The sequence below is a fragment of the Mesorhizobium sp. ORS 3428 genome, from assembly GCF_001854785.1.
Classification (GTDB): domain Bacteria; phylum Pseudomonadota; class Alphaproteobacteria; order Rhizobiales; family Rhizobiaceae; genus Mesorhizobium.
Map to the genome: position 1 here is coordinate 1 of NZ_MDFL01000106.1, position 25944 is coordinate 25944.

At 64.7% G+C, this 25944-nt stretch carries 26 protein-coding genes and 2 pseudogenes; 21 read left to right on the forward strand and 7 right to left on the reverse strand.

Going from position 1 to position 25944, the window contains the following annotated elements; genetic code table 11:
• Window positions 1–73 precede the first annotated feature (73 nt).
• Window positions 74–703, forward strand: coding sequence for a YceH family protein (locus tag ORS3428_RS09845; RefSeq protein WP_071096906.1), 630 nt, complete (start codon window positions 74–76; stop codon window positions 701–703).
• 215 nt (window positions 704–918) lie between these two features.
• Here the strand turns inward: ORS3428_RS09845 and ORS3428_RS09850 are convergent, their stop codons facing one another.
• Window positions 919–1344 (reverse strand): OsmC family protein, encoded by a 426-nt coding sequence (locus ORS3428_RS09850; RefSeq protein ID WP_071096909.1) that lies wholly within the window; start codon window positions 1342–1344, stop codon window positions 919–921.
• Between the two features lie 54 nt (window positions 1345–1398).
• On the opposite strand from ORS3428_RS09850, the gene ORS3428_RS33920 reads away from it, so the two are divergent.
• From ORS3428_RS33920 to ORS3428_RS09865, 3 genes are all read left to right on the forward strand, one after another.
• The gene (locus tag ORS3428_RS33920; RefSeq protein WP_244507909.1) at window positions 1399–1779 is read left to right on the forward strand and encodes a hypothetical protein; all 381 of its coding nucleotides are present in this window, start codon (window positions 1399–1401) and stop codon (window positions 1777–1779) included.
• 13 nt (window positions 1780–1792) lie between these two features.
• A complete protein-coding gene (locus ORS3428_RS09860) occupies window positions 1793–2149 on the forward strand; it encodes a YciI family protein (protein WP_071096913.1) in 357 nt (118 codons plus the stop codon).
• Between the two features lie 143 nt (window positions 2150–2292).
• Entirely contained in the window at window positions 2293–2823 is a 531-nt protein-coding gene (locus tag ORS3428_RS09865) for a hypothetical protein (RefSeq protein ID WP_071096915.1), read from the forward strand.
• A 213-nt stretch (window positions 2824–3036) separates the two neighbouring features.
• Here the strand turns inward: ORS3428_RS09865 and ORS3428_RS09870 are convergent, their stop codons facing one another.
• Window positions 3037–4293: a ubiquinone biosynthesis hydroxylase gene (locus ORS3428_RS09870; RefSeq protein WP_071097005.1), complete on the reverse strand. Its 1257-nt coding sequence runs from the start codon at window positions 4291–4293 to the stop codon at window positions 3037–3039.
• A gap of 107 nt (window positions 4294–4400) precedes the next feature.
• Between ORS3428_RS09870 and tesB the strand changes: the two genes are divergently transcribed.
• The 4 genes from tesB (at window position 4401) to ORS3428_RS09890 (ending at window position 7921) form a co-directional block, all read left to right on the forward strand.
• A complete protein-coding gene (tesB, locus tag ORS3428_RS09875; protein WP_071096917.1) occupies window positions 4401–5264 on the forward strand; it encodes an acyl-CoA thioesterase II in 864 nt (287 codons plus the stop codon).
• Window positions 5265–5512: 248 nt separating this feature from the next.
• Window positions 5513–5851 (forward strand): P-II family nitrogen regulator, encoded by a 339-nt coding sequence (locus tag ORS3428_RS09880; protein ID WP_071096920.1) that lies wholly within the window; start codon window positions 5513–5515, stop codon window positions 5849–5851.
• A 49-nt stretch (window positions 5852–5900) separates the two neighbouring features.
• Window positions 5901–7229: an ammonium transporter gene (locus tag ORS3428_RS09885; RefSeq protein WP_443136849.1), complete on the forward strand. Its 1329-nt coding sequence runs from the start codon at window positions 5901–5903 to the stop codon at window positions 7227–7229.
• Between the two features lie 416 nt (window positions 7230–7645).
• Window positions 7646–7921 carry a hypothetical protein gene (locus ORS3428_RS09890; protein ID WP_071096924.1) on the forward strand — a complete coding sequence of 92 codons (276 nt, stop codon included), beginning with the start codon at window positions 7646–7648 and terminating at the stop codon, window positions 7919–7921.
• A gap of 99 nt (window positions 7922–8020) precedes the next feature.
• Here the strand turns inward: ORS3428_RS09890 and ORS3428_RS09895 are convergent, their stop codons facing one another.
• Window positions 8021–8272 carry a hypothetical protein gene (locus ORS3428_RS09895; protein WP_071096926.1) on the reverse strand — a complete coding sequence of 84 codons (252 nt, stop codon included), beginning with the start codon at window positions 8270–8272 and terminating at the stop codon, window positions 8021–8023.
• A gap of 351 nt (window positions 8273–8623) precedes the next feature.
• Here ORS3428_RS09895 and ORS3428_RS09900 point away from each other — a divergent pair, with 351 nt between their 5' ends.
• The 7 genes and pseudogenes from ORS3428_RS09900 (at window position 8624) to ORS3428_RS09930 (ending at window position 18383) form a co-directional block, all read left to right on the forward strand.
• Complete coding sequence (locus tag ORS3428_RS09900) at window positions 8624–11275, forward strand: DNA translocase FtsK (protein ID WP_071096928.1); 2652 nt, start codon at window positions 8624–8626, stop codon at window positions 11273–11275.
• Between the two features lie 235 nt (window positions 11276–11510).
• Window positions 11511–12185 (forward strand): outer-membrane lipoprotein carrier protein LolA, encoded by a 675-nt coding sequence (locus ORS3428_RS09905; RefSeq protein WP_071096930.1) that lies wholly within the window; start codon window positions 11511–11513, stop codon window positions 12183–12185.
• Between the two features lie 227 nt (window positions 12186–12412).
• The gene (locus ORS3428_RS09910; RefSeq protein WP_071096933.1) at window positions 12413–13213 is read left to right on the forward strand and encodes an exodeoxyribonuclease III; all 801 of its coding nucleotides are present in this window, start codon (window positions 12413–12415) and stop codon (window positions 13211–13213) included.
• A gap of 176 nt (window positions 13214–13389) precedes the next feature.
• A pseudogene (locus ORS3428_RS33930) lies at window positions 13390–14415 on the forward strand (BMP family protein).
• A gap of 172 nt (window positions 14416–14587) precedes the next feature.
• On the forward strand, window positions 14588–16099 hold the full coding sequence (locus tag ORS3428_RS09920; RefSeq protein ID WP_083355078.1) for an ABC transporter ATP-binding protein: 1512 nt from the start codon (window positions 14588–14590) through the stop codon (window positions 16097–16099).
• A 288-nt stretch (window positions 16100–16387) separates the two neighbouring features.
• On the forward strand, window positions 16388–17443 hold the full coding sequence (locus ORS3428_RS09925) for an ABC transporter permease (RefSeq protein WP_071096937.1): 1056 nt from the start codon (window positions 16388–16390) through the stop codon (window positions 17441–17443).
• Window positions 17440–18383 (forward strand): annotated as a pseudogene (locus tag ORS3428_RS09930) (ABC transporter permease). Before ORS3428_RS09925 ends, ORS3428_RS09930 begins: the two are co-directional and overlap by 4 nt.
• Before the next feature lie 242 nt (window positions 18384–18625).
• Here the strand turns inward: ORS3428_RS09930 and ORS3428_RS09935 are convergent.
• Complete coding sequence (locus tag ORS3428_RS09935) at window positions 18626–19393, reverse strand: SDR family NAD(P)-dependent oxidoreductase (RefSeq protein ID WP_071096940.1); 768 nt, start codon at window positions 19391–19393, stop codon at window positions 18626–18628.
• A gap of 298 nt (window positions 19394–19691) precedes the next feature.
• Here ORS3428_RS09935 and ORS3428_RS32360 point away from each other — a divergent pair, with 298 nt between their 5' ends.
• A complete protein-coding gene (locus tag ORS3428_RS32360) occupies window positions 19692–19841 on the forward strand; it encodes a hypothetical protein (RefSeq protein WP_108723028.1) in 150 nt (49 codons plus the stop codon).
• 169 nt (window positions 19842–20010) lie between these two features.
• Window positions 20011–20949, forward strand: a complete 939-nt coding sequence (locus tag ORS3428_RS09940; protein WP_071097007.1) for an LLM class flavin-dependent oxidoreductase — start codon at window positions 20011–20013, stop codon at window positions 20947–20949.
• A gap of 49 nt (window positions 20950–20998) precedes the next feature.
• On the opposite strand, the gene ORS3428_RS09945 is transcribed toward ORS3428_RS09940, so the two are convergent.
• Window positions 20999–21940 carry a sigma-70 family RNA polymerase sigma factor gene (locus ORS3428_RS09945; protein WP_244507911.1) on the reverse strand — a complete coding sequence of 314 codons (942 nt, stop codon included), beginning with the start codon at window positions 21938–21940 and terminating at the stop codon, window positions 20999–21001.
• Window positions 21937–22455, reverse strand: a complete 519-nt coding sequence (locus ORS3428_RS33935) for an antibiotic biosynthesis monooxygenase family protein (protein WP_083355080.1) — start codon at window positions 22453–22455, stop codon at window positions 21937–21939. Before ORS3428_RS33935 ends, ORS3428_RS09945 begins: the two co-directional genes overlap by 4 nt.
• 62 nt (window positions 22456–22517) lie before the next feature.
• On the opposite strand from ORS3428_RS33935, the gene ORS3428_RS09955 reads away from it, so the two are divergent.
• On the forward strand, window positions 22518–22709 hold the full coding sequence (locus ORS3428_RS09955; RefSeq protein WP_071096944.1) for a hypothetical protein: 192 nt from the start codon (window positions 22518–22520) through the stop codon (window positions 22707–22709).
• Here ORS3428_RS09955 and ORS3428_RS09960 read toward each other — a convergent pair.
• Window positions 22672–23346: a cysteine hydrolase family protein gene (locus ORS3428_RS09960; RefSeq protein ID WP_071096946.1), complete on the reverse strand. Its 675-nt coding sequence runs from the start codon at window positions 23344–23346 to the stop codon at window positions 22672–22674. The genes ORS3428_RS09955 and ORS3428_RS09960 overlap by 38 nt on opposite strands.
• Window positions 23347–23608: 262 nt before the next feature.
• On the opposite strand from ORS3428_RS09960, the gene exbB reads away from it, so the two are divergent.
• Genes exbB through ORS3428_RS09975 form a run of 3 tightly spaced genes read left to right on the forward strand, consistent with a single transcriptional unit; the run spans window position 23609 to window position 25932 of the window.
• Window positions 23609–24445 (forward strand): tonB-system energizer ExbB, encoded by an 837-nt coding sequence (gene exbB, locus ORS3428_RS09965; RefSeq protein ID WP_071096948.1) that lies wholly within the window; start codon window positions 23609–23611, stop codon window positions 24443–24445.
• A gap of 6 nt (window positions 24446–24451) precedes the next feature.
• Window positions 24452–24958, forward strand: coding sequence for a TonB system transport protein ExbD (gene exbD / locus ORS3428_RS09970; RefSeq protein WP_071096950.1), 507 nt, complete (start codon window positions 24452–24454; stop codon window positions 24956–24958).
• Entirely contained in the window at window positions 24955–25932 is a 978-nt protein-coding gene (locus ORS3428_RS09975; protein WP_071096953.1) for a TonB family protein, read from the forward strand. The genes exbD and ORS3428_RS09975 overlap by 4 nt, the downstream gene beginning before the upstream one ends.
• Window positions 25933–25944: the final 12 nt, after the last annotated feature.

The window sequence follows — 25944 nt, forward strand, 5'->3', positions numbered from 1 at the left end:
CCCCCTTGCGGGGGAGATGGCCGGCAGGCCAGAGGGGGGCTGTCCCTCCAGCGCCAAAAAGGATGCCAACCCAATGACCGATCTCCCCGTCCTTAATCCCGTCGAAGCGCGTGTGCTCGGCTGCCTGATCGAGAAGAAGGAGCTGACGCCGGATGTCTATCCGCTGACGCTCAACGGCGCGCACGCGGCGGCCAATCAGAAGACGGCGCGTGAGCCGGTGATGGCGCTGGAGCTCACCGAGGTCAGGCGGGCGCTTGGCCAGCTCGAGCAGAAGGGCCTGGTGCGCCAGGCCTTCGCCTCGCGGGTCGAGCGCTACGAGCATCTGATGGCGCAGCGCTTTTCGCTGACCACGCCGCAGATCGCGATCGTCGGCCTGCTGCTGCTTCGCGGCGCGCAGACGGCGCATGAGCTGCTCGCGCGGTCGGAACGCATGGCGCGCTTTGYCTCGGTGGACGAGCTTCGCGACAATCTCGACCTGCTGATCGGCCGCCGGCCGCCGCTCGTGCAGTTGCTCGAGCGCGCGCCCGGGCGGCGAGAGGAGCGCTATGTGCATCTGCTCAGCGGGCCGGTGGAGGCAGCGGCGGTTGCAGCAGCCTGGCAGCCGGCGCCGTCGTCGGATTCCGATCTCGAAGCGCGCGTGCGAGCGCTTGAAGAAGAAGTCGCTGCGCTGCGCGCGAAGATCGAGGCTTTGGGCGGGCAATAGCGCTTTTTCAGATCATTGTTGAAGCAGGCGCTGCCCCTCATTGCCCTGCCGGGCATTTCTCCCCGTATAGTGACGGGGAGAAAGGGGCCGGCCGCAGGGTCGGCGCCTTTCTTGCAACGCTGACGATTGGCGAAATCATTGATGAGAGCGTCAATATACGGGGAGAGGATGCCGGCAGGCAGGTGAGGGGCGGCGCCAACCCATCAGGACATTACTCAGCCCAACCTGGCGTCGAGCGAGACATTGATGGCGCCGAGCGCTTTCGAGACCGGGCATTCGGCCTTGGCCTTCTCGGCGAGCTCCTTGAACTTTGCCGCGTCGATGCCCGGCACCTTGCCGACCAGGGTGATCRCACTGCCGGTGATGCCGGTGCCCGGCACCAGCGTCACGACCGCCCTGGCGTCGAGCTCGGTAGCCGGCGTGCCGTTTTCGGCGAGGAAGTGGGAGAGCTGCATGGCGTAGCAGCCGGCGTGGGCGGCGGCGATCAGTTCTTCCGGGTTGGTGCCGGATCTGCCGCTCTCGTCCTCGAAGCGCGTCTTAAAGGAGTAGGGCGTGGCCTTCAGAACGCCGCTCTGGGTGTCCAGCGTGCCGCTACCTTCCTTGAGATTGCCCTTCCAGACGGCGTTTGCTGTGCGGTCCATGGAGTCCTCCTGACTTTGTCGGGGTCTGCGCCCGGCGGGGCGCCGGCGCTCCTGGTGACTATAGCGCGGCGGCGCCGGAAGACCATCCATGCCCTTGGCCTGATCACGCTTGCATCGGCGCATCGCCAAAAAATTTTTTTGCAAAAAATGCGCGTGCAAAAATGTCGACTTCCCCGCGGCCGGACCGTCCTGCGAGCGGCCACCGATTTCGGCAGATGGAGGTTCAGGATGGACAATCTGTTTTTCGCGCTTTGGAGCCGCCCGGGCCGAAGGGCTCAGCGATCGGTAGATTTCTGGCTGGATCCGCCCCAGTCCGGCTTCGGCCGGCTCGCGGCAGCCGCGGCTATTATCGGGATCGCGGCATGCCTGCTCGACCATGCGGCGGTCGCAAGCAAGGCCGACAGCGTCGCCATCGCTTCATATGCTTCATCATAGGAAGGGAACTGAAATGAAATATGTCTTGCTGGTCTATGGCGAGGAGAAGGACCTTTTCGCGCTCACCCGGGAGCAGGCAGCCAAGCTCGACGCCGATTCGCTTGCCTATGACAGGTGGCTCGACCAACAGGGAAAGCTGATCATCGCCCAGGCGTTGCAGCCGGTGAAGACGTCGAAATCGCTGCGCCGGCGCAAGGGCAAGCGGCTGGTCACCGACGGCCCGTTCGCCGAGACCAAGGAGCAATTGCTCGGCTTCGTCATGGTTGAGGCGGCGGATCTCGACGAGGCGCTGCAGATCGCCGAGGGTATTCCGCTGGCCGAACTCGGCACCGTCGAGGTCAGGGCGATCTACGACATACCGGAGCCATGACCGGCGGCCATGGCAGTTGCGGCACGATTGATGCAGTCCGCTTTGATAATGGCCTTCAGGGATTCTTCAGCTGAGGCAACCGTCTCGCGTTGAAGCGATGCCGCTATTCTCCTATCGTTGTCGGGATTTCGGGGGAATTCGGCATGCCTTTCCTGATCGCCATACTTGGACTGCTCGGAGCAGCGGCCATTTGGTGGTATCGGTTGAAGGCGATGAACGAGGCGGCGAACGAGGTCGCCGATGTCATCGGCCGCGTGCAGGGCAACATCCGCCGCAAGAAGCTGCGCAAGCAGGCCGCGCTGTCACCGCTGACGGCCATCGACGATCCGGTCGTGGCGGCCGCGACGCTGATCACCGCGATCGTGTCGGAGCATGCTCCGATCCTGCCGGGGTGCGAAGCCGTCATTCGTGAGGTAATTTCGGAGATCGCRCAAAGCCCGAAGAAAACCGACGAGGCGGTCGTCTACGCCAAATGGGCCGCCGCGCAGATCGACGACACGACGATCGTCATCGACAAGCTGGCGCCGTTCCTGCGCGAGCGCCTCCTRCCGCACGAGCGGGACGATCTGCTACGGATGCTGAACCGTGTGGCGCAGGGCGGCGAACAACGCCTGCGGATCACCGACCAGCGGATGATGAGGTTGCGRCAGAAACTCGGCTTTGAAGTCAATTGACCGGTGCAGCCCCTTTGAAAGACAGCGAGCTGTACCCACATCAATCGGGTCCTTCACAGCTCCGTGGCGCAAATTGGAAGTAGTGGCTTATGTGGCGGCCGAAATAGCTGACCTACTTGGAATGCTATTTGGGGACTGGCTGAAGAAGTCCAGAATCGGCCGGTTCGTGTACGGAATTCTGATTGCTGTGGTCGTTACTACATTATTTGGGTGTTAGATCGCCTGCCCTTTCAATAGCCTTGGCGTGTCGCCGGAAAGTCCAGAGGCCTGGCGGATGAAGAAGTCCTTGAGCCTCGGCATGCGCTCGACAAGGCCGAGGCCGATGTCGCGCACGGCGCGCAGCGGGCCGATGTCGTTGGAAAACAGCCGGTTCAGCACGTCGGTGGTGATGCCCATCTGCAGCGTGTCGAAGCGTCGCCATTGCTGGTAGCGTTCGAGCACGTCGAGCGCGYCGATGTCCTGGCCGAGCCTATCGGCCTCGACCACCACTTCGGCGAGCGCGGCGACATCCTTGAAGCCGAGGTTCAGGCCCTGCCCGGCGATCGGGTGGATGCCGTGGGCGGYGTCGCCGGCGAGCGCGATGCGAGGTGCCACAAAAGCCCGGGCAAGGGTAAGGCCGAGCGGCCAGGCGCGCGGCTTGTCAGCGGCGTGGATCTCGCCGAGCTTCAAGCCAAAGCGCTGCTCCAGTTCATGCTCGAAGACGAACTCGTCGCCCTCGACCAGCTTTTTTGCATCTTCCGTGCGCTCGACCCAGACGATCGACGAGCGGTTGGTCCCGTCCTTTGCGGGCTTCAGCGGCAGCGTGGCGAAGGGGCCGGCCGGCAAAAAATGTTCCTCGGCGCGGCCATTATGCGGGCGCTCATGCGCCACCGTGCAGACGATGCCGGACTGGCCGTATTCCCATTTCACTGTCTTGATGCCGGCCATCTCGCGCAGCTTCGAGTTGACGCCGTCGGCGGCGATCAGCAGCCGCGCTCTGAGCGCGGCGCCGTCGGCCAGATGCACGGAGATACCGGCGCTGCCGGTGTCGAAAGCGCTGACGGCCATGCCCTCGATGATGTCGATGCCGAGCTTTTCGGCGCGCCGGCRCAGCGCCCCGTTGAGAACCCGGTTGGCGACCATATGCGCGAAGGGCTCGCCGGGCGCCACCTCGCCGTCGAAGGTCAAAAACACCGGGYGCACGGGATCGGCGGCGCGCGAGTCGGTGATGATCATCTCAGTGATCGCCTGCRCCTCCGGCGCGATCTCATCCCAGACGCCGAGCTGCTCCAGCATGCGACAGGCAGCGGCGGCGATGGCCGAGGCGCGGCCGTCCTTCTGCCAGACGCCGGCGGGCGCCGCGTCGACGATGGCGACGCCGAGGCTGGGGCGCGCCTGCTTCATTGATACGGCGGCGGCCAGACCGACATAGCCTGCGCCCGCCACCAGCACATCCAGYGAAGCCTCGCCAGTTCCATCCGCCTTGACCATGGCACTTTCCTTTCGCGGCTTGCGGCCTCCGCGCCGGCCGTAGCGGCTTGACTGCCTGCCTGTCCTGTCCGAAACCCGCCATGACACATCTTCGAAGGACGTGGAACATGACGGCAGCCATGGACGAGCTCCTCGACATTCTCGACCTCGAGCAGCTCGAACACAACCTCTATCGTGGTCGCAGTCCCAAGGTCGACTGGCAGCGCGTCTTCGGCGGCCAGACCATCGCGCAGGCGCTGGTCGCGGCCCAGCGCACGGTCGAGCCCGAGCGCCATGTGCATTCGCTGCACGGCTATTTCATGCGGCCCGGCGACACCAAGGTGCCGATCGTCTACGAGGTCGACCGCATCCGCGACGGTGGCTCCTTCACCACGCGCCGTGTGGTCGCGATCCAGCATGGCCAGGCGATCTTCTCGCTGGAAGCCTCGTTCCAGCAGGACGAGGTCGGCCTCGAGCACCAGCTGCCGATGCCGCGCGACGTGCCGGCGCCCGACACGCTTTTGTCGCAGCGCGAGCTGCTCGGCAAGTTCGGCGAGGCGGTGCCGGAGGRCATCAGGCGCTAYTGGGAGCGCRACCGGCCGATCGAGATGAAGCCGGTGATGCYGAAGCACTATACCAGCCGCGAGAAGCTGGAGCCGGAGCAGAACATCTGGATCCGCACCACCGGTCCGGTGCCGGAGGACCGTGCCACGGAGGCCGCCGTGCTCGCCTATCTTTCCGACATGACGCTGCTCGACACATCGACCTTCGCRCATGGCCGCRCCATTTTCGACCGCGACWTCCAGGCGGCCAGYCTCGACCATGCGATGTGGTTCCACCGCAGCCATTCGCTGGACGACTGGATCCTTTACACGCAGGACAGTCCTTCGACGCAAGGTTCGCGCGGTTTCACGCGCGGCTCACTGTTCGCGCGGGACGGAACCCTGATCGCCTCGGTTGCCCAGGAAGGGCTCATTCGGCTGAAACGGTAAGCCGGCTTCGAGCTAAAGCCTAGAAAAGGGGCATTTTTGAAATTTTGCCTAATTATTGATCAGGTGCCTTGATAGGCCCGTGCACGAATAACGTGCACTGGCCCCCCATCCCCTTTGTTTACAACAGGTTAAGACCCTGCCTCGGCAACTGGCACGGAGCTTGAATCCTGTCAGCCACGTCCGGCTCTCACGGGGATCGGCGAAGTCGTGCAAACGCGGGCGACCGCAACAGCARAGGGTGAAACCTTATGAAAATCGTGATGGCAATCATCAAGCCGTTCAAGCTCGACGAGGTGCGCGAAGCGCTCACCGCCGTCGGCATCCAGGGCCTGACCGTCACCGAAGTCAAAGGCTACGGGCGTCAGAAGGGACATACGGAAATCTATCGCGGCGCGGAATACGCGGTGAGCTTCCTGCCCAAGATCAAGATCGAAGTCGCCGTCGGCGCCGACATGGTCGAGAAGGCCGTCGAGGCCATCTCCTCGGYCGCCAAGACCGGCCAGATCGGCGACGGCAAGATCTTCGTCTTCGGCATCGACCAGGCGGTGCGCATCCGCACCGGCGAAACAGACACCGACGCGCTCTGAGCGGCGACCAGCTATTCCAACGGAGAGTTCAATGAATATTCCTTCCCCCTTGAAGACGACGGGACGCGCGGGCGCTTCGCTCGCTCTCGTAGCGCTCAGCACGGTCGCCGCCTTCGCGCAGCAGGCCGCGGCTCCGGCGACCVCCGCGGCGCCGGCCACACCCGCGCCCGCGCTCGACACCGGCAACACCGCCTGGATGCTGACCTCGACGGCGCTAGTGCTGATGATGACCATTCCGGGCCTGGCGCTGTTCTACGRCGGCATGGTGYGCAAGAAGAATGTGCTCGCCACCATCATGCAGAGCTTCGCCATCACCTGCCTGGTGACGGTGCTGTGGTTCATGTTCGGCTATTCGCTCGCCTTCTCCGATGGCGGYGGCACGAACGCCTATCTCGGCGGCTTCTCGAAATTCTTCCACCACGGCATCACCACCGCGACGCTGTGGGCGCCGGGCGTGGCGAACATCCCTGAGTTCGTCTTCTCGATGTTCCAGTTGACCTTCGCCATCATCACGCCGGCGCTGATCACCGGCGCCTTCGCCGAGCGCATGAAGWTCTCGGCGCTGCTGATCTTCATGGGCCTGTGGCTGGTCTTCGTCTATGCGCCGATCGCGCACTGGGTGTGGGGCGGCGGCTTCCTCGGCTCGGCCGGCGTGCTCGACTTCGCCGGCGGCACGGTCGTTCACATCAACGCCGGTGTCGCGGGTCTCGTCTGCGCGCTCGTCCTCGGTAGGCGCGAGGGCTACGGCACCATCAACATGGCGCCGCACAACCTCGTCTATTCGGTGATCGGCGCATCGCTGCTGTGGGTCGGCTGGTTCGGCTTCAACGCCGGATCGGAACTCGCCGCCGACGGCCTCGCCGGTGCCGCGATGATGAACACGCAGGTCGCCACCGCCGCCGCGGCGCTGGCCTGGATGTTCGCCGAATGGATCGTCGCCAAGAAGCCCTCGGTTCTCGGCATCATCTCGGGCGCTGTCGCCGGTCTCGTCGCGGTGACCCCGGCCTCCGGCTTCGTCAACCCGACCGGCGCCTTCATCGTCGGCATCGTCGCCGGCGTCGTCTGCTACCTGTCGGCGGTCAAGCTGAAGCATGCGATGGGCTATGACGACTCGCTCGATGCGTTCGGCGTGCACGGCGTGGGCGGTATCGTCGGCGCCCTTCTCACCGGCGCGCTCGCCGATCCGGCGATCAACACGCTCGGCAAGGGCGCTTCGGTCGCCACGCAGGTCTACGGCATCGTCTTCACCATCCTGTGGACGGCRATCGCCACCTTCGTGATCCTCTACATCGTCAAGGCGCTGGTTGGCCTGCGCCCGAACAAGCAGGAAGAGGTCGAGGGTCTCGACGTCACCCTCCACGGCGAAGTGGTGCCGTAAGGCCCGCCTTTGCCTAGAGCGGTTCATCGTTTCCCGGAAACACAGAACCGCTCTATCTCTTTGTTTTAACGCAATTCCGGACGGAAAACCGTTTCGCACTTTTCCTGGAATTGCGCCGGACCGGCGCTCTCTCCCCGCCGGTCCCGGAATAACTCGCTCTGCGCAATTCCGGACGGAAAGACGCAGCGCAGTTCCTGGATCTACTCCCAAGATCCCGTCGTGACGCTCTCCACAGGGCTCACGCCTTGAGGCCCGGAAGGTCTTCCGGGCCTCCTTTTTGTCCCGTGGCTCTCCTGCGCGCTGTCAATCACATTCGGGTGATCAAATGCGCCGTCTGAAACATCGATCCGGCCCGTTCCGTACTGGGATGGYGATCGTCGCTTGGGCGGTCGACAACAAAGGGAAGGAACCARCAAATGAAAATCAAGAATATCTTCCTCGGGGCACTTGCTTTTTCCATGATCAGCGGCGTTRCATTGGCCGGTGCGCTCGACGAACCTGACAACATGGCGCCGTTCTTCACCGATGCCAGCATGAAGACCATGAAGTCCGAGGCCGATTTCAAGGCGGCCTGGGYCGCGACGGCGAAGGACAAGCAGGACGCGATGATGAAGGAGTGCCAGGACGCGGCGATGAGCAAGCCCCACGCCGAATTCTGCGCCAGCCTGATGCAGTATGCCGGCCACAAGTGACCGCATTTTTGTCGATGGCGGGCCGTCGCGCCCGCCATTGTCGTTCAAGGAAAATGAGAACCGACCCGTCGGCTCGGCATTGAACAATCGCCGTAGGGCTCAGTCGCCCGCGGGAACGTCCCACTCCCGACTGCGTGCCTCCTGCTCCTTGGATGCTTTCCACRCATCCTGCAGGACCGTCACCATTGCAGCGTCGGTGACAGGTTCCTTCTTGGCGTCCAAGAAACGGCCGTCGTGGTACCGGTAGTATCGCTTGCCTTGATGCTCGAACGGCCACGGAAGTTTGCGGCTGAACCACCAGACGATACCGACGAACACGGCCAGTCCGCCAAATATCAGAACTTCAAGCATGGAAATCCCCCTTAGCCCTATCCACGTTCGGGAAAAACTATGAGCCGCGCGATTCTGTCAATCGGATTTCACCCGGATGGTGAATGAGTAGCCTGAAGGCTGTCATTGGTGATTCGGCGTAGCTTGGGCCTTCAGCGAGCCGCATGCGATGCGCCGGCATCGTCTCAGCCGCAGCCCGCTGCGACCATATGTGCGGCGCGCAGGTCTCGTCCCCATGACATCCCGTTGGACTCGCCCTCGCGATCATTATGCTTAATGYAGCCTTAACCTTCCCGCCGATAGTCTGGCATTCGAATCTGCCCAAGTGCGTCATTCGCCCGGGCCAGGCAAATTACAGACGGGGAAAGAGGCATGCGTTCAGGGGCTTCAGCACCGCTCGCGTTGACCGACACGGGGCACGGCATMCAGGCGTTCGCGCGGCGCCAGGTCGGGCGGCTGATCGGCGCCGGCCTGTTCGTGTTCACCGCTTTCGGCGTCGCCAGCCTCGCCACCTGGAACGTCGCCGATCCGAGCTTCTCGCACGCCACCAACAACATCGTCACCAACGCCATGGGCTATCCGGGCGCGGTGTTTTCCGACCTCGCCATGCAGTTCTTCGGCCTTGCCGCCGTCGCCGGCCTGGTGCCTACCGTGATCTGGGGCTTCCTGCTCTTCTCCGCGCGCGGCGTCGACAGATTGCCCAGGCGCGGACTGGCCTGGTTCGGCTTCGCGCTGCTTGCGGCTGCCATCGCCGGCTGCGTCACGCCGCCCAACACCTGGCCGCTGCCGACCGGTCTCGGCGGYGTGTTCGGCGACATGGTGCTGAAGATCCCCGGCATCGCCGTCGGCGGCTACCCGAAGGGCCTTTTCGCCGGCATCATCGCCGTCGTCCTGGCCGTGCCGGCTCTCTGGCTGTTCGCTTACGGCTCGGCACTGATCGCGCGCAAGAACGGCTTTGCCGTCATGGAACGCGCCGGCGAACCCGATCCGCGCGAGCAGGACGACCCGCTCTTCGACGAGGATGACGACGAAGGCGATGAAGGCATCTTGGCGCTCGGCGCCATCACTCACTGGTGGCTTTCCTTCCGTGCATTCCTGCACCGCCGCGCCGCGCGACGCAGGCAGGAGCGGGACGAGTTCGAGCCTCAGRTGGAGCCGCGCGCCAGCGCCTGGCGGCGTGCGGCCGAGCGCGTCGAATCGGCCGAGTTCGCCGAGTCGCGCATGAGCCCTGGCGGCCGCGCCCGCGTCGAGCCGGAATTCTTCGCCGCCATGGTCAACGACCGCAGCGCTTCGGTCGACCCGGTCGATGACGATGACTTCGCCGACGAAGAAGACGTCGATTTCGACGACGATGAGCCCGTCCAGCGTCGCGCCACCGTCCGCAATTTCCGCTCCGACGCGGCGACCCGCGTCGAGGCGCCTGCGCCGCGCCCGGTGCAGGGCGCGCGCGTCCAGCGCGAGGCGCAGACCTCGCTGATCGGCTCCGGCAGGTTCGAGATGCCGTCGCTGCATTTCCTGTCCGAGCCGAAGAATGTCGCCCGCGATCCGAGCCTGTCGAAGGACGCGCTGGAGCAGAATGCGCGGCTGCTGGAAGGCGTGCTGGAGGACTTCGGTGTCAAGGGCGAGATCATCCATGTCCGCCCCGGCCCGGTCGTGACGCTCTACGAGCTGGAGCCCGCGCCCGGCATCAAATCGTCGCGCGTCATCGGCCTTTCCGACGACATCGCGCGCTCGATGAGCGCGATCGCCTGCCGCGTCGCCGTCGTGCCAGGTCGCAACGCCATCGGCATCGAGCTGCCGAACGCCAAGCGCGAAACGGTCTACCTCAGGGAGATCATGGCGAGCCGCGATTTCGAGACCACCAAGGCGAAGCTTGCGCTGGCGCTCGGCAAGACGATCAACRGCGAGGCCGTCATCGTCGATATCKCCAAGATGCCGCACGTGCTGGTCGCCGGCACCACCGGCTCGGGCAAGTCGGTGGCCATCAACACAATGATCCTGTCGCTRCTCTACCGGCTGACGCCGCAGGAATGCCGGCTGATCATGATCGACCCGAAGATGCTCGAACTCTCAGTCTATGATGGTATCCCGCATCTGCTCACGCCTGTCGTCACCGATCCGAAGAAGGCGGTGGTGGCGCTGAAGTGGACGGTGCGCGAAATGGAGGACCGCTACCGCAAGATGTCCAAGGTCGGCGTGCGCAACATCGACGGCTTCAACGCACGCGTCCAACAGGCCGAGAAGAAGGGCGAAAAAATCTCGCGCACGGTGCAGACCGGTTTCGACCGCCAGACCGGCGAGGCGATCTACGAGACCGAGGATCTCGATCTCGAGCCGATGCCCTACATMGTGGTCATTATCGACGAGATGGCCGACCTGATGATGGTGGCCGGCAAGGATATCGAAGGCGCGGTGCAGCGCCTGGCGCAGATGGCGCGCGCCGCTGGCATCCATGTCATCATGGCGACGCAACGCCCATCCGTCGATGTCATCACCGGCACGATCAAGGCCAACTTCCCGACCCGCATCTCCTTCCAGGTGACGTCGAAGATCGACAGCCGCACGATCCTGGGCGAACAGGGCGCCGAGCAGCTGCTCGGCATGGGCGACATGCTCTACATGGCCGGCGGCGGCCGCATCCAGCGCGTCCACGGCCCCTTCGTCTCGGACGACGAAGTCGAGAGGGTCGTCGCCCATCTCARGCTGCAGGGCGTTCCGGAATATCTCGACGCCATCACCGAGGATGACGGGGAAGACGACGAGGACGGCGCCTCGGGCAGGGGCGGCTCCGGCGGCGGTGGCGGCAGCAATTTCGAGGATTCCGACGATCCCTACGACCAGGCGGTGGCGGTGGTGCTGCGCGACGGCAAGGCTTCGACCAGCTACATCCAGCGCCGGCTCGGCATCGGCTACAACCGTGCCGCCTCGATCATCGAGAAGATGGAGAAGGAAGGCATTGTCGGCCCAGCCAATCATGCCGGCAAACGCGAGATACTGGTGCCAACGGAAGAGGACAAATTCTAGGGTAATTCCAGGAAAGGTGTGAAGCGGTTTTCCGTCCGGAATTGCGTGAAAACAAAGAGATAGAGTGGTCCGCTGCTCCGGCGAAACGGGTGAACCGCTCTAGGCCAGGTCGACGGCCGGCAACTTTGAACCTTCCGGCGCGTTCGTGCGACGGAGCGCCGCGCGACCCGCCAAACTTAGGCCCAACTGGGGGTCCAGAGACTGCGACGACACGAAATCACAGAAAGTGACCGGCATGAAGACCAACGCCCAAATCGAATTCGCCCCGACCCGCAGGCAGGTGCTCGGCCTTGGCCTCGTGCTCGCGGGCGCGGCCGCCATCAATGTCATGCCGGGCTTCCAGCTTCTGGCCCGGGCGCAGGCTGCGGTTCCGCCAGCGGCGCAAAAGATCGCGGACCACTTCTCCTCGGTCAAATCGATGAGCGGCGAGTTCGTGCAGTTCGGGCCGAAGGGCGAGCAGACCGGCGGCAAGTTCTTCCTCGAGCGTCCAGGCAAGATCCRCTTCAACTATGACGGCGCCTCGAATTTCCGGGTGATCTCCGACGGCCAGTCGGTGGTCATCCTCAACAAGAAGCTCAACACCTCCGACCTCTATCCGCTGTCGAAGACGCCGCTCAAATTGCTCTTGGATGACAAGATCGATCTCTCGGGCGGGCGGGTGAAGAGCGTCAAGGAAGAGGACGACCTCACCACCATCCAGCTTTCCGACAAGTCGGTGTTCGGCAATGCGAAGATCACCATGATGTTCGATCCGAAGACCTATGAGCTGCGCCAATGGACGATCACCGACGCGCAGGGCAAGGACACGACGGTGATGATCTTCAACGTCAAAGAAGGTGTCTCCATCCCGCCCGACACGTTCGCCATCGATTACACGGCCAATCGCGAGCTCAACACGAAGACGCGGTAAATTCGGTAAGGCCTCCAGCGTTGGCGCTGCCCCTCACCCTTACCCTCTCCCCGTGAAGRACGGGGAGAGGGGYCGYCAGYGMYGGAGCTTGTCCCTTCTCCCCGTCCTTCACGGGGGGTAGGTGCCGGTAGGCGGATGAGGGGCGGCGCCTGCGCATTGCCAAGTATCGTCCGCTTGTCTTTGCGCGCAACTGGCAGTAGATCGGCGATCTTTCCGGACCTCGCCGCATGCCCTTCACCATCGCCACCTGGAACATCAACTCCGTGCGCCTGCGCATGCCGATCGTCGAGCGGCTGCTCAACGAGCACGCGCCGGATGTGCTGTGCCTGCAGGAAACCAAGGTCCCGGACGAGCTCTTTCCGGAAAAGGCCTTCCGCAAGGCGGGCTACGAGCACATCCTTTTCCACGGCCAGAAGGGCTATCACGGCGTCGCGACCGTGGCGCGGCGCCCGATCGAGCTGGTCGAGAAGCGGCGCTTCTGCGAGATCGACGATAGCCGTCATCTGTCGGTCAAAGTGCAGGCCGGCGGCAGGTCGATCCTGCTGCACAATTTCTACGTTCCGGCCGGYGGCGACGAGCCGGACCCGGAAATCAATCGGAAATTCAGGCACAAGCTCGATTTCGTCTACGAGATGAACGGCGTGCCGGCGAGCGAGGCCGATGCCTCGATCCTGGTCGGCGACCTCAACATCGCGCCGCAGGAGCATGACGTCTGGTCGCACAAGCAGCTGCTCAATGTCGTGAGCCACACGCCGGTCGAGACGGAAAGCTTCGAGGCGATGCGCCAGGCCGGCGGCTGGGTCGACCTGATGCGGCTCAACGTGCCCGCCGAGCAAAAACTTTACACCTGGTGGAGCTATCGCGCGAAGGACTGGGAGGCCTCGGACCGCGGCCGGCGCCTCGACCATGTCTGGTCATCGGCCAATCTGGTGCCGAGCTTTGCCGGCTACGAGATCCTGAAGGCAGCACGCGGCTGGGAGAAGCCGTCGGACCATGTGCCGGTGATCGCACGGTTCGATCTGGACTAGGCGGTTACGCCGGCRATCCTTCGCGTCTCTGTTCCGTCGGCCGTGCCGGCTGCCTCAAAACGATCGACAGCAAATTTGACCATGTGGACAAAAGTCGGGCGCCGTTCCATAGTCCTGGCGTCAGACATTTCTTGAACGGCCGGCTCGACACGGCCGTCGAGCACAGGGGAACTTCAATGGAAAACGATCATAGCAGAACGCAACGCGCCGGCCTGTCGCGGCGCCATGTGCTGGAACTCGGCGCGTTGGGTCTCGCGGCGGCCGCGCTGCCGAATGGCGCCTTCGCCAAGGACAAGAAGCTGAAGGTGGCGGCGATCTTCGCCACGCCGATCGAGGAGCCGTGGGACAATCAGATCCATGTCGCCTTGCAGAAGGCCGAGAAGGAGCTGGGCATCGAATAYAAATGGTCGGAAAAGGTGCAGACCGCCGACTTCAGCCGCGTGATGCGCGAATATGCGCAGGGCGGCTACCAGCTGGTGCTGGGCGACGCCTTCGCCGCCGAGCGCGAATAGCGAAAGACCGCCAAGCAGTTCCCGAAGACCGCTTTCCTGTTCGGCTCCGGTGCCGGTCCGGCCGAACCCAATTTCGGCGTCTTCGACAACTGGATCCATGAGCCCGCCTATCTCTCTGGCATGATCGCGGGAAAGATGTCGAAGTCGGGCACGGTCGGCGCCGTCGCGGCGATGGRCATTCCGGAGGTGAACCGGCTGGTCAATGCCTTCTTTGCCGGCGCCAAGGAGGTCAATCCGAACGTCAAGAAGAAGGTCGCCTTCATCGGCTCCTTCTTCGATCCGCCGAAGGCCAAGGAGGCGGCCGTGGCGCAGATCGACGCCGGCGTCGATGTCATCTATGCCGAGCGTTTCGGCGTCATCGAGGCGGCGGTCGAGAAGAAGATCTACGCTATTTCCAACATGTCCGACCAGTCGAGCCTCGGCCCGGACACGGTCATCACCGGCCCGGTATGGGACATGTATCCGACGGTCGAGCAGGCGATCAAACTGGTCAAGGCCGGCGTCTTCACCGCGCAGGATTATGGCGACTTCTCGCGCATGGCCAAGGGCGGCTCCTATCTGGCACCCTACCACAAGTTCGACAACACGCTGCCGGCAGAGGTCAAGGCGCTGGTCGAGAAGAAGAAGGCCGAGATACTCGAAGGCAATTTCCGCGTCGACGTCGACGAGAACACGCCGGTTTCGGATTGATCTTTCACCCTCCCCCTTGTGGGGAGGGTCGATCCGCGAAGCGGAGCGGGGTGGGGGTCGGCGCCGTACCCCCACCCCGGCTCGCCAACGACGCTTCGCGTCCCTTGCTCGCCGACCCTCCCCACAAGGGGGAGGGTGTTCAGCTCCAACGTCGTACCCCCCAGGAGCACCTTTGTCCGCCCCTCTGATCGAAATGCGCGGCATCACCAAGAGCTTCGGCGCCGTCAAGGCGAACGAGGCGATCGATCTCAGCGTCGCGCCCGGCGAGATCCTCGGCCTGCTCGGCGAGAACGGCGCCGGCAAGACGACGCTGATGAACGTGCTGTTCGGCGCCTATGCGCCGGATGYCGGCGAGATCCTGGTCGAGGGCAGGCCGGTCGCCATCCACAATTCCGCCGATGCGCTTGCCGCCGGCATCGGCATGGTGCACCAGCATTTTCACCTGGCGCCGCGGCTGACGGTGCTGGAAAATCTGTTGATCGGTATTGCCGGCAAATCGGGCCGGATCGACCGCGCCGGCGGGCTGGCGCGGCTGAAGGAGATCGGCCGCCAGCATGGCTTGAGCCTTGATCCCGACCTGCGGGTGTCGGCGCTGTCGGTCGGCGAGCAGCAGCGGCTGGAAATCATCAAGGCGCTGTTTCGCGGCGCCAGGCTCTTGATCCTCGACGAGCCGACAGCAGTGCTGGCGCCTTCCGAAGTCGATGGCCTGTTTGCCGCGCTGCGCTCGATGGCGGCCCAAGGGCTCGGCATCATCTTCATTTCGCACAAGCTCAATGAGGTCAGGGCGCTCACGCATCGCTGCGTGGTGCTGCGGCACGGCAAGGTCGCCGGCCGCGTCGATCATCCGGCGGGCACCACCTCGGCGGAGATGGCCAAGCTGATGTGCGGCCACGAGATCGTGCCTCCGGCGAAGGGGGAGTCGACGCCGGGCGCCTCCGTGCTGACGCTGGACGGCATCTCCACCTTGGGTCATGCCGGCACGCCGCTGCGCGACGTCTCGCTTTCTGTCCGGGCGGGCGAGATCCTTGGCATTGCCGGCGTTTCCGGCAACGGCCAGCGGGCGCTCGCCGATGTGATTTCCGGCATGCTGGCGCCCAATGCCGGCTCGATGATCATAGCCGGCAAAGCGGTTGCGCAGTTCTCGCCGCGCGAGCTCCAGGCGCTCGRCCTCGGCCGCATACCCGAGGACAGGATGACGACCGGGCTGGTCACCAATCTGCCGCTCGCCGACTCCATGGTGCTGCCGCGTATCGGCACCGAGGCCTTCAGTCGCAAGGGTCTGCTCAATCCCGCCGCGATCCGCGCTTTCRCCGAAGCGCAGATCAAGGCCTTTGACATACGCTGTCCCGGCCCTATGGTGCGCGCCGGCGCACTTTCGGGCGGCAATCTGCAGAAGGCGCTGCTGGCGCGCGAGCTCGCCTTCGACCCGAAGGTGCTGATCGTCTCGCAGCCGACGCGCGGCCTCGACATCGGTGCGGCCCGCTTCATCCACGAGAAATTTCTCGCCATGCGCGGCAAGGGCTGCGGCATCATCGTCATCAGCGAGGACCTCGAGGAATTGCTGATGCTCTCGGACCGCATCGCGGTGATGTATGAGGGTCGCATCGCCGGCACGCTTTCCAGCACCGAAGCCACCGTCGCGAGGCTCGGCCTGATGATGACCGGTGCGGAAGGGAGGGCCTAGAGCGATGAGCTTGCCTCTGATTGCGGACGCCGGCGCCGCCCCTCACCTGCCTGCCGGCATCCTCTCCCCGTATAGAGACGGGGAGAGGGACGCTATCGCCGTCGATTTTGCCAATCGCCAGCGTTGCAGGAAAGAGCGCCGAGGCTGCGGTCATCCCCCTTCTCCCTGTCACTATACGGGGAGAAGGGGCCGGCAGGCGAATGAGGCGCTGCGCCGACGCTTGAGGAAGTACTCGTCCAGCCTGCGGYGTTTGTCGGCCGGCTATCATGGYGCGGAGGGCCGCGCCTGATGTTTCGTCTCGAAGCGCGCACTTCCACACCCGCCTGGTTCAATCTTGCGCTGCCGCTGCTGGCCATCGCCGTCGCGCTGGTCTTGTGCAGCGGGCTGATCGCGATCGCCGGCGCCGGCGTGATCGAGGCCTATGGCGTCATGCTGTCGGCTTCGCTCGGCGACAGCTACGCCATCACCGAGACGCTGGTGCGCGCCGCGCCGATGATCTTCACCGGCCTGGCGGTTGCGATCGCCTTCCGCGCCAAGTTCTGGAACATCGGCGCCGAGGGTCAGTTGCTGGCCGGCGCCGTTGCCAGCTGCGCCATCGGCGCAATCCCGATGCCGGGCTACCTCGCCATGTTGCTGATGGCGCTGGTGGGCGCTGCCGCCGGCGCCGTTGTCGCCCTTGTGCCGGCGACGCTCAGAGCAAAATTCAAGGTCGACGATGTGGTGAGCTCGCTGCTGCTCAACTCGGTCATCTACTATGCGCTGATGGCGCTGATTGAGGGCCCGTGGAAGGACAGCTTCAGCGGCTATCCGATCTCGCCGCCGATCGAGGATTCCGCGAATTTCCCGGTGCTGATCGAAGGCACAAGGCTGCATATCGGCGTCGTGGTGGCGCTGATCGCGGCACCGCTTTGCTGGTTCCTGATCGCGCGCACAACGCTTGGTTTCCGCATCCGCGTCACCGGCGAGAATCCGGAAGCCGCGCGCTATGGCGGCATCAACGTGCAACGTGTGCTGCTGTCGACCGCGCTGCTCTCCGGTGCGCTGGCCGGRCTCGCCGGCGTCGGCGAGGTGGGCGGCGTGCATTTCCAGGTGATGAGCGACATCTCGCCCGGCTATGGCTATTCCGGCATCGTCGTCGCGATGCTAGCGCGGCTCAACCCGCTCGGCGTGGTGCCGGCCGCACTCTTCCTCGCCGCCGTGATGACCGGCGCCGAGGCGATGTCGCGGGCGACCGGCGTGCCGGCTTTCCTCAGCGACGTGATCCAGGGCACGGCGCTGCTTGCCATGCTGGTGGCGCTGCTCTTCACCGCCTACCGGATCCGCYGCGTGGGAGCTGCCGCATGAGCGCGGTGTTCGAGCAGATATTCCAGGTCGGCTTCCTCGCCGCCATCATCCGCATCGCCACGCCGCTCGCTTTCGCCACACTGGGCGAGATGTTTTCCGAKCGCGCCGGCGTGCTCAATCTCGGCATCGAAGGCATCATGCTGTTGTCCGCCATGGCGGGCTTCACTGCCGCGAGCTTGAGCGGCAGCCTGTGGCTTGGYGTGCTGGTGGCCGTGCTTGTCGGCGCGCTGATGGGCGCGCTGCATGCGATCTWCACGGTGGCGCTCGGCCTCAGCCAGCATGTCTGCGGCATCGGCGTGACGCTGTTCTGCTCGGGCCWTGCCTATTTCCTCTACCGGCTGATCTTCGGCCAGCAATCGGTGCCGCCGAGCATCAAAGGCTTTCAGYCGGTGCCGATCCCGCTCTTTTCAGACATACCAATCCTCGGCCCGGCGGTATTCAACCAGTTCACGCTGGTCTATCTCGCTGTTATCGCCGTGCCGCTCGCCGCCTTCGTGCTCTACCGCACGCCATGGGGGTTGTCCGTGCGCATGGTGGGCGAGAACCCGCGCGCCGCCGATTCCGCCGGCGTCAGCGTCATCGCCACACGCTTCCAGGCGGTGATCCTCGGCGGCGCGCTGATGGGGCTCGCCGGCGCGTTCCTCACCATGGCGCAGTTCAATGCCTTCACCTTCGGCGTCGTCTCGGGGCGCGGCTGGTAGCGATCGCGCTGGTCGTGTTCGGTCGCTGGGATCCGTGGCGCTCGGCGGGAGCAGCGCTGCTGTTCGCCTTCGTCGACGCGCTGCAGCTCAGGATGCAGGCCAGCGGCCTCGGGCACATTCCCTACGAAGCGTTCCTGATGCTGCCCTTCATCTTCACCATCATCGCCATGGCATTCATGTCACGCAATGCGGTGGCGCCATCCGCGCTGCTGAAGCCGTTCCGGAGGGAGGAACGGTAGCAATGGTGTCACGCTGGCCAGGCTGGCGCCGCCCCTCATCCGCCTGCCGGCACCTTCTCCCCGCATAGTGACGGGGAGAAGGGGGCTGGCTGCGGCCTTGGCATTCTTCCTGCTGCGCTTGAGATTGGCGAAACCATCGATGAGAGCGCCCCTCTCCCCGTCACTCTACGGGGAGAGGATGCCGGCAGGCAGGTGAGGGGCGGCGCGACGCTGGAAGTCATAACCCCGAGAAAGCAAACGCCTCAAATCGCCGTGAACGCATTGTCGACGAAGAGATGCGCGCCGTTGACGAAGCTCGATTCGTCGCTGGCCAGGAACAGCGCCGCTTTCGCCACTTCCTCCGGCTCGCCGATGCGGCCTTGCTGCGCGGCCATCGCCGCGTCGGAGACGTCGACGCCGAGCTTGCCGAGGTCGGCGACCTCGCGCAGCCCGTGGGGCGTGCGGATGAAGCCGGGGCAGACGGCGTTGCAGCGGATGTTGCGGTCGCGGAACTCCACTGCGATGGCGCGGGCAAACATGTGGCAGGCGCCTTTGGTGGTGTCGTAGAGCACCTCGTTCGGCGTGGCCGCCACTGCCGAGATCGACGAGGTGCAGACGATCGAGCCGCCGCCAGCGGCGATCATGCCGGGCAGCACCGCGCGCGTCATCAGGAACATCGAGCGGACGTTGACGCCATGCAGCCAGTCCCATTCCTGCAGTGTCGTTTCCAGGAACGGTTTGATGACGATGGTGCCGGCGTGGTTGAACAGCACGGTGACCGGGCCGAATTTTTCCGCCGCCGCCTTCGCTGCCGCTTCGACCTGCGCTTCGTCCGAAACATCTGCCACGAAATGCTCGGCGATATGGCCGCGCGCCCGGATCGCCGCGGCGGTCTTGCCCGCCGCCTCGCCGTTGCGGTCGACGATCGCCACTTTGGCGCCTTCGGCTGCGAACAGCTCGGACGCCGCCCCGCCCATGCCTGTCGCACCGCCCGAAATGATGGCGACCTTGCCCGCCAGCCTTCCACCCATGTCTTTTCTCCGTTCTGAAGGTTTTGTCTGCTCGGAACGATGCTATCCCTGCCGCTCGGAATGGCCAAGCACCGTCGAACAAACGGCTTTTTGGCTTCGGCTGGCCGCCCTACTGGCCGATTGCAGGCCAGCCAAGGCCATGTCGCACGCTTTGACGAGCCGGAATCCTCGCTTTTGTAGGGTAAGAAAAACCACCAAGGGCCGAATCCTGGGAATGCCGTTCCAACAACGCCTCAAAAATAGCAATCGACAAAGTCTAGTAAGTTTATAGATTAATTACCGAGACGGAGGCTCGACCATGTCCTACATTCAGAACGCTCAGCGCAAAGGCCAGAGGCTGACCGCCGACCAGAGCTGGAGGCCCGCCTATGGCGGCACTTTTGYCTATCTCGTCTTCGCGCTGGCTTTCGTGTTCACCGGCGCCGTGGTGCTGGGGATCATCCCCTGACCGTCGAGTCCTGACCGTATCGGGGCCGAGGCCCCGCCGACAGACAATCTGAATTTCAAGTAGTCGTAGTGGAACTGGCCGCGCCGCCGGGCGCTGTTGCGTGCCGGCGCGCAGATTTCAAATACGAGGGCTTTGAAGCGGGGCGATCCAACGTGATGGAGAGATGGCAATGCCGATCGAGTTCACGCATGTTCCCGGCAAGCCTGCCGATGGCAGCTTCTTCTACGATTTCGCGGAGACCGCGACCAAGCTGTCGCTGATCGAGGATGCYGGTTTCCGCAAGCTGGTCGTCGACGATCCGGCCGGCCTGCTCGCCAATATGGACATCGCCGCCCAGACGCTCGACCGCACTGCGTCGCTCGAAGTGGTGCTGACGCATTGGGCCGGCGTGATCGAACCGACGGTGGCGGCGAGGCAACTCGCGGCGCTGGACCGCAAGGGCGGCGGTCGCCTGTCGCTCAGAATGCTGAGCGAGCCGTTCGAGGACTGCGACGCCGAAGCGCGGCCCGTCGGCCACAGCATAGTGTGGCAGCGCATCGACGAATATCTGGTGCTGTTGAAGCGCCTTTGGTCGAACGAGAAGCCTTTCGATCACGAAGGCGCCTTCTACAGCGTCAGAGGCGGTTATGTGCCGCGCAAGGGCCCGCATGGCGCGGATCTCACCATCCGCCTCGGYGGGCAATCCGGCACGGCGCTGAAGGCCGCGGGTCGGCATGCCGATGTTTTCGAGCTGGCCGCCGGCTCGCCGGACCAAGTCGCACAGCTGATGCAGCGCGTGCGCAGCGCCGCCGCCGAACACGGCCGCGCCGGCAGGCTRCGCTTTGCCCTTCCGGTGCGTATCCATCCGCAAGGCTGGGCGGACGCCTCCGACCGCAAGGCGGTCGAGGTCGCGGGGCCGGCGGCACGGCTTGCGCTCTCGCTGCTGCCCTATGCGGCGCTTGGCATCGAGGAATTCATGGTCAGCGGCATCGACCGTCCCCGCGAGATCGCYCGGATCGGACGCGAGACGATCACGCTGGTATCGAATTCACTGGCGCGACGCGAGGCCGACATTCCGCGGCCGGGACCGCGTGCGTCTCGCTTCTTCACGGGAGTGCGCGCCGGCTGAGATCGATCGGCCAGCCGGTCAGGCCGAACTGGCAAAATCGCTGGGGCGTTTATCGCGACACGGKATCGATGGTTCCCGACGGTCGAGACGAGAACTCCAATCCGTCCATCACATAGTCCGCGAAAAGGAAATCGCGGATGCCGGTGATCCGGCCGTTCTCCCAATGAATGAGAATGAAATAGCGCGGAGGCCCGGCCGGGCGGTCCGGGYTGGTGACCAGGATGGCGGGGCGGCCTTCGACGAGCCCGGTGGTGAAATGCCAATGCGTCTCTTCGGCATAGCGGCCGAAATAATTGCCGACATATTCCTTGCCTTCGGCGCGAAGTCGATTGACGAGTTCCAGCTTCACGTCGTCGGCGAGCAGGCCGCGCAAGGCATCGAAATCGCGCGCGTTGAAGGCCGCGACATAGTCGCCGAGGCGCCGCACGTCCTGCYGGTTGAGCGTCGGGCGCGGCGTTGCCGGCCGCGGCGCTGCGGCAAGCCTGCGCAGGCTTTCGCGGCCGCGCTGCAGCGCGCCCTTGATCGCGGTTTCGGTGGTTTCGAGGATCTCGCCGATCTCCTCCAGGCTGTGGCCCAGCACGTCCTTTAGGACGACCGCGCATCGCTGCGCCGGCGGCAACTGCATCAACTCGGCAAGGCTGGCCTCGGCGGCAATCCGCGCATCGATGGGAGAGTCCTCGGCGGCGATCGTATCGAGCTCGACATCGCTTTCGCTCGGGCGCGATCGGCTTCGCTTGCGCAGGAAATCGAGCGCCGAATTGTGCGCGATGCGAAACAGCCAGGGCTCGGTCTTCTCGGGCATGTCGCCGTTCCTGATCGCCACGAAACCTTTGGCCAAGGCTTCCTGGACGATGTCTTCGCCATCGATGACCGATCCCACTATCCGCGAGCAGTAGCGGTGCAGCCGGGCCCTCAAGCCTGCGGCCTCGCGCTCGAAGGCGCGAAGCCTGGCTTCCGTCGTTGCAACGGGACGGTCATGCGAACCGGTCACGCCTGGTTTTCCACGCCGGCCGTATGGGAATAGCTGGTGTGGCCCATCACGCTCTCGCCGGTTCCAACTTCCACGATCGTTTTCATGTATTCGGCGAAGCGAGGGTCGCCGCGGAAGGCGGCGATGTCTTCGGCCGAGCGCCATTGCGAGATGTTGACCACCTTGCTGCCGTCGCTGCCGACGATCACGGATGAAGCTAACGAGCCCGGCTGCTTGCTGAAGAAGCTGCGCGTCCCTTCGGCGAGCACCCTTGCGAGATCCTGCTGCTTGCCGGGCTTGGCGGTAAAGACATTGATCAAGGTCACTGCATTCGACATGGCTTGGCTCCGTCTGTTCTGGCGGAGGCCGCCGCGGCCTCCGCGATCGTCACAACCGTCAAGACGAAGGCGGCGTTGGGAACGGAACGGTGCATGCAAAAAAATTCGGCCAGCGATGAATAGCGCCAACGAGCACCTGTCGATCGGCAATGCAGAGATCATTTTCAGAAAATTCGCCCTCACCGTTCCGAAAGCCATCCGTCGTTCGTCCTGATGGGTGCCGCTGCTTTCGACGCGGCATCAACCAAGGGAGAAACAAGATGTCGATCCTGTCATCCATCAGCCGCATGGCAACCGAATACGCGGCCATCCGCGCCCGCTATCGGGCGGCGCGGACACTCTATTTGCTGCCAATGGATATCCGCAAGGATATCGGCTGGCCGGAGGTGGGCGATCGTCGCGGACCGGAAATCTTCAGCTCGCCGCGTCCGCAAGTAGTGACAGCGCGGTGATGACGGCTTGCGAGTCCGCCAGCGCGCCGAAGACRCCGTCCTCGACCGTCACCATGTGGAGCGCGGCTTCATGCGCCTTTTCGTCGCCGCTGGCGCAGGCGTCGGAAACCGTCAGGCACTGGAAATTGCGGTCGCAGGCCTCACGCAACGTCGTATGCACGCAGACGTCCGTCGTGCATCCGCTGAACAGAAGATGCGTGATGCCGCGCGCCCGCAGGATGAGCTCCAGGTCGGTATGGGTGAAGGCGCCGTTGCAGGTCTTATCGACGACGATGTCTTGCGGAGCCACCTCGATATCGGAAACGATCTKAAAACCCGGGCTGGAGCGCAGCAGGATGTCGGTGCCCTCCAGTCCCGCCCGCTTGCGGCGCCATTTCTCGTAAGGGGTCATGTCGGCCATGTCGGCACGGTAGCCCTGCCGGGTGTGGATGATCGTCAGGCCGGCGGCGCGGGCGGCTGCAATCAGCCGGTTCACCGCCGGCAGGATGGCGCGGAGCGGGGAAGGGTCATAGCCTCGCCTGGAAAAGTAGCCCGTCGGCGACAGGAAATCCTCCTGCAGGTCGATCACAAGCAGTGCGGTCTGTTGCGGCACCAGCCGGCCGTCATAGGGGAAGTCGAACGGTGTCGCCTTGATCATTCACAGTCTCCTCATCCCGCGAGAAGCATAGCCTATCACACGCGCTTCGGAACGCCGCTCCTGCGCTCTTGCGGATGCGATCCCGCGTCGTCCGAGGCCGAGACCTTGCTCTATTTGTTGGCTTAAAATATCATCTTTAATGTTGACTATAAAATTCATGTTTCGTACTCAGTCGAGCAGCCACGCGGGGCCGTGCCGACGTTCGCGCTCAGGCAGCCCGCCAGCCCGTCGTTTAAGTGCAATGAACAAGCGAGGACGAGGCGTGTCCCGAAACGGTCTGCACGCGGCACTGGCCGCGTACCTCATCGCGATCGGACCTGGCGTCGCGCAGGAACAACCGGCGTCGCCGATCGCGATGCCGGCCGCGACTGCGGCGCCTGCCGTTTCACTCACGCTGCCGCACGATCTCTCGCCCTGGGGAATGTTCATGAACGCCGACATCGTCGTGAAGGCGGTCATGGTCGGGCTGGCGTTTGCCTCGCTGGTGACATGGACGATCTGGCTCGCCAAGTCGCTCGAAATCCTCGGCGGCAAGCTGAGGGCGCGTCGCGCCGCCATTGCCATCGGCAATGCCGTGACGCTGATACAGGCCGGCCGCGCGCTCGGCCACGGCAACGGACCCGGCGCTCTGCTGGTGCGCGCGGCAGAGGAAGAGCGCGCGCTCTCGGCCGGCGCGCTCGACCATGCCTCGGGCGACGGCCTGAAGGAGCGCGTCACCTCGAGACTCGGGCGCATCGAGGCGGCGGCGGCGCGGCGCATGTCGCGCGGCACAGGCCTGCTCGCCACCATAGGCTCGACGGCGCCATTTGTCGGCCTGTTCGGCACCGTCTGGGGCATCATGAACGCCTTCATCGGCATCTCTGAGGCGCAGACCACCAATCTGGCGGTGGTGGCGCCGGGCATCGCCGAGGCGCTGCTTGCCACCGCAATGGGCCTGGTCGCCGCAATCCCGGCGGTGGTGATCTACAACGTCTTCGCACGATCGATAGCCGGCTACAGACAAATCCTCGCCGATGCTTCCGCCGGCGTCGAACGGCTGGTCAGCCGCGACCTCGATTTCCGCACGGTGCCGCCGGCAACGRCAATAGCGGCGAAGTAGCTGGCCTTGGCTGTGCGGATCCGCGAAACGGCCGGCGACGATCTCGAGGAAAGCCATGAGATCAACGTCACGCCGTTCATCGACGTCATCCTGGTGTTGCTGATCATCTTCATGGTGGCGGCACCGCTGACGACGGTCGACGTCGATGTCGACCTGCCGGGTTCGACGGCAACGCCGGCGCCACGGCCCGAGACGCCACTCTTCCTTACGCTGAAAAGCGACCTGACTTTAGCCATCGGCAATGAGAGCGTGCCGCGCCCCGCCTTAGCCGCCGGGCTCGACAGCCGCAGCAAGGGCGACAAGCAGACCCGCATCTTCCTGCGCGCCGACAAAACAGTCGGCTATGGCGAGCTGATGGAGGTGATGAACCTGCTGCGCGCCGCCGGCTATCTGAAGGTTGCATTGGTCGGCCTGGAGACGGCGTCAGGTCCCGGGAGTGCTCTCCCGCCAGGCGGAGCCCCGGCCGCCGGCGGCAGCACTCCGCCGGCGACAGGCGGGAGCACGGGCCAATGACGGCCGCCTTGTCCGCGATTGGCCAGCCACGCTTCGGCCTGCGTGAAGCCGGTCGGTGGGCCGGTGCGGCCGCGATTGTCTTTGCCGGCCATGTCGCGATTGCCTATGCGGTGCAGCATCTTGTTTTCACCGAGGTTCCGGACGGCGGCCCGCCGCCGGCGCTGGCGGTCGAAATGGCGCCGCTGGTGGTCGCACCGCCCGTGCCGGAAGAAGCGGCCATGCTGGACGCGGTGACATCCGATCGGCCGGATTTGGTCGAGGAGACGGAAGCCGTCAGCGATGCGAAAACGGTGAGCGACCCGGCGCCGGTCGCCGAAAAATCCGAGCCGGTGACTGAGCAGCCGGTCGACGCCGGCAAGACGGAGGCGGCCGAACCGGCGGCAACGGTGGCGGCTCTCGATGAGCAGGCACCGTTGGACGAAGTCGTGCCCGATCCCGTCGAGGCTATCGCGCCTGAGGTTGCCATCCCTTTGCCGCAGCCAAGACCGGTTGAGACCGAAATCAAAGCGGATAAGCCGGCCGAGGTGACGAAGAAGGCTGACAGGAAGCCGGTCGAAAAGTCGAAACGGCCGCCGAAGAAGGAAAAGTCGGAGCCGTCCAAAGTGGTGACGACCGCCAGCRTCGACGCGAAGGCGGGGGTGAAAGCCGCCGCGCCGCAGTCGCCGGAGGCGGCGTCGCGGTCCAGCGTCAGCCCGTCGCGATGGAATGCCAGCCTCGCGGCCTGGATCAGGCGGCACACGCGCTATCCGAGCGCGGCGAAATCCAGGCGGGCTGAAGGCAGGCCCAATGTGACTTTCACGGTCGATGCATCGGGACGGGTTCTCTCCGCCCGGCTGGCGCGGTCGTCGGGCGACGCGGACCTCGATCGCGCGGCGCTTGGCGCGCTGCAGGGCGCCACGGTGCCCACACCGCCAGCGGAGCTCGGCGCGCGCGTCACCCGCACGGCGCCGTTCGTGTTCAGCCTGCGGGACTAGGCCAGGGAGCCG

Bases quoted from the DNA above. Each gene is read 5' to 3' on its own strand.
- ORS3428_RS09860 (WP_071096913.1), top strand. From the start codon at position 1,793: ATGAAATATGTCTTGCTGGTCTATGGCGAGGAGAAGGACCTTTTCGCG.
- ORS3428_RS09935 (WP_071096940.1), bottom strand. From the start codon at position 19,393: ATGGGTGGAAGGCTGGCGGGCAAGGTCGCCATCATTTCGGGCGGTGCG.
- ORS3428_RS33935 (WP_083355080.1), bottom strand. From the start codon at position 22,455: ATGGCTTTCGGAACGGTGAGGGCGAATTTTCTGAAAATGATCTCTGCA.
- ORS3428_RS09955 (WP_071096944.1), top strand. From the start codon at position 22,518: ATGTCGATCCTGTCATCCATCAGCCGCATGGCAACCGAATACGCGGCC.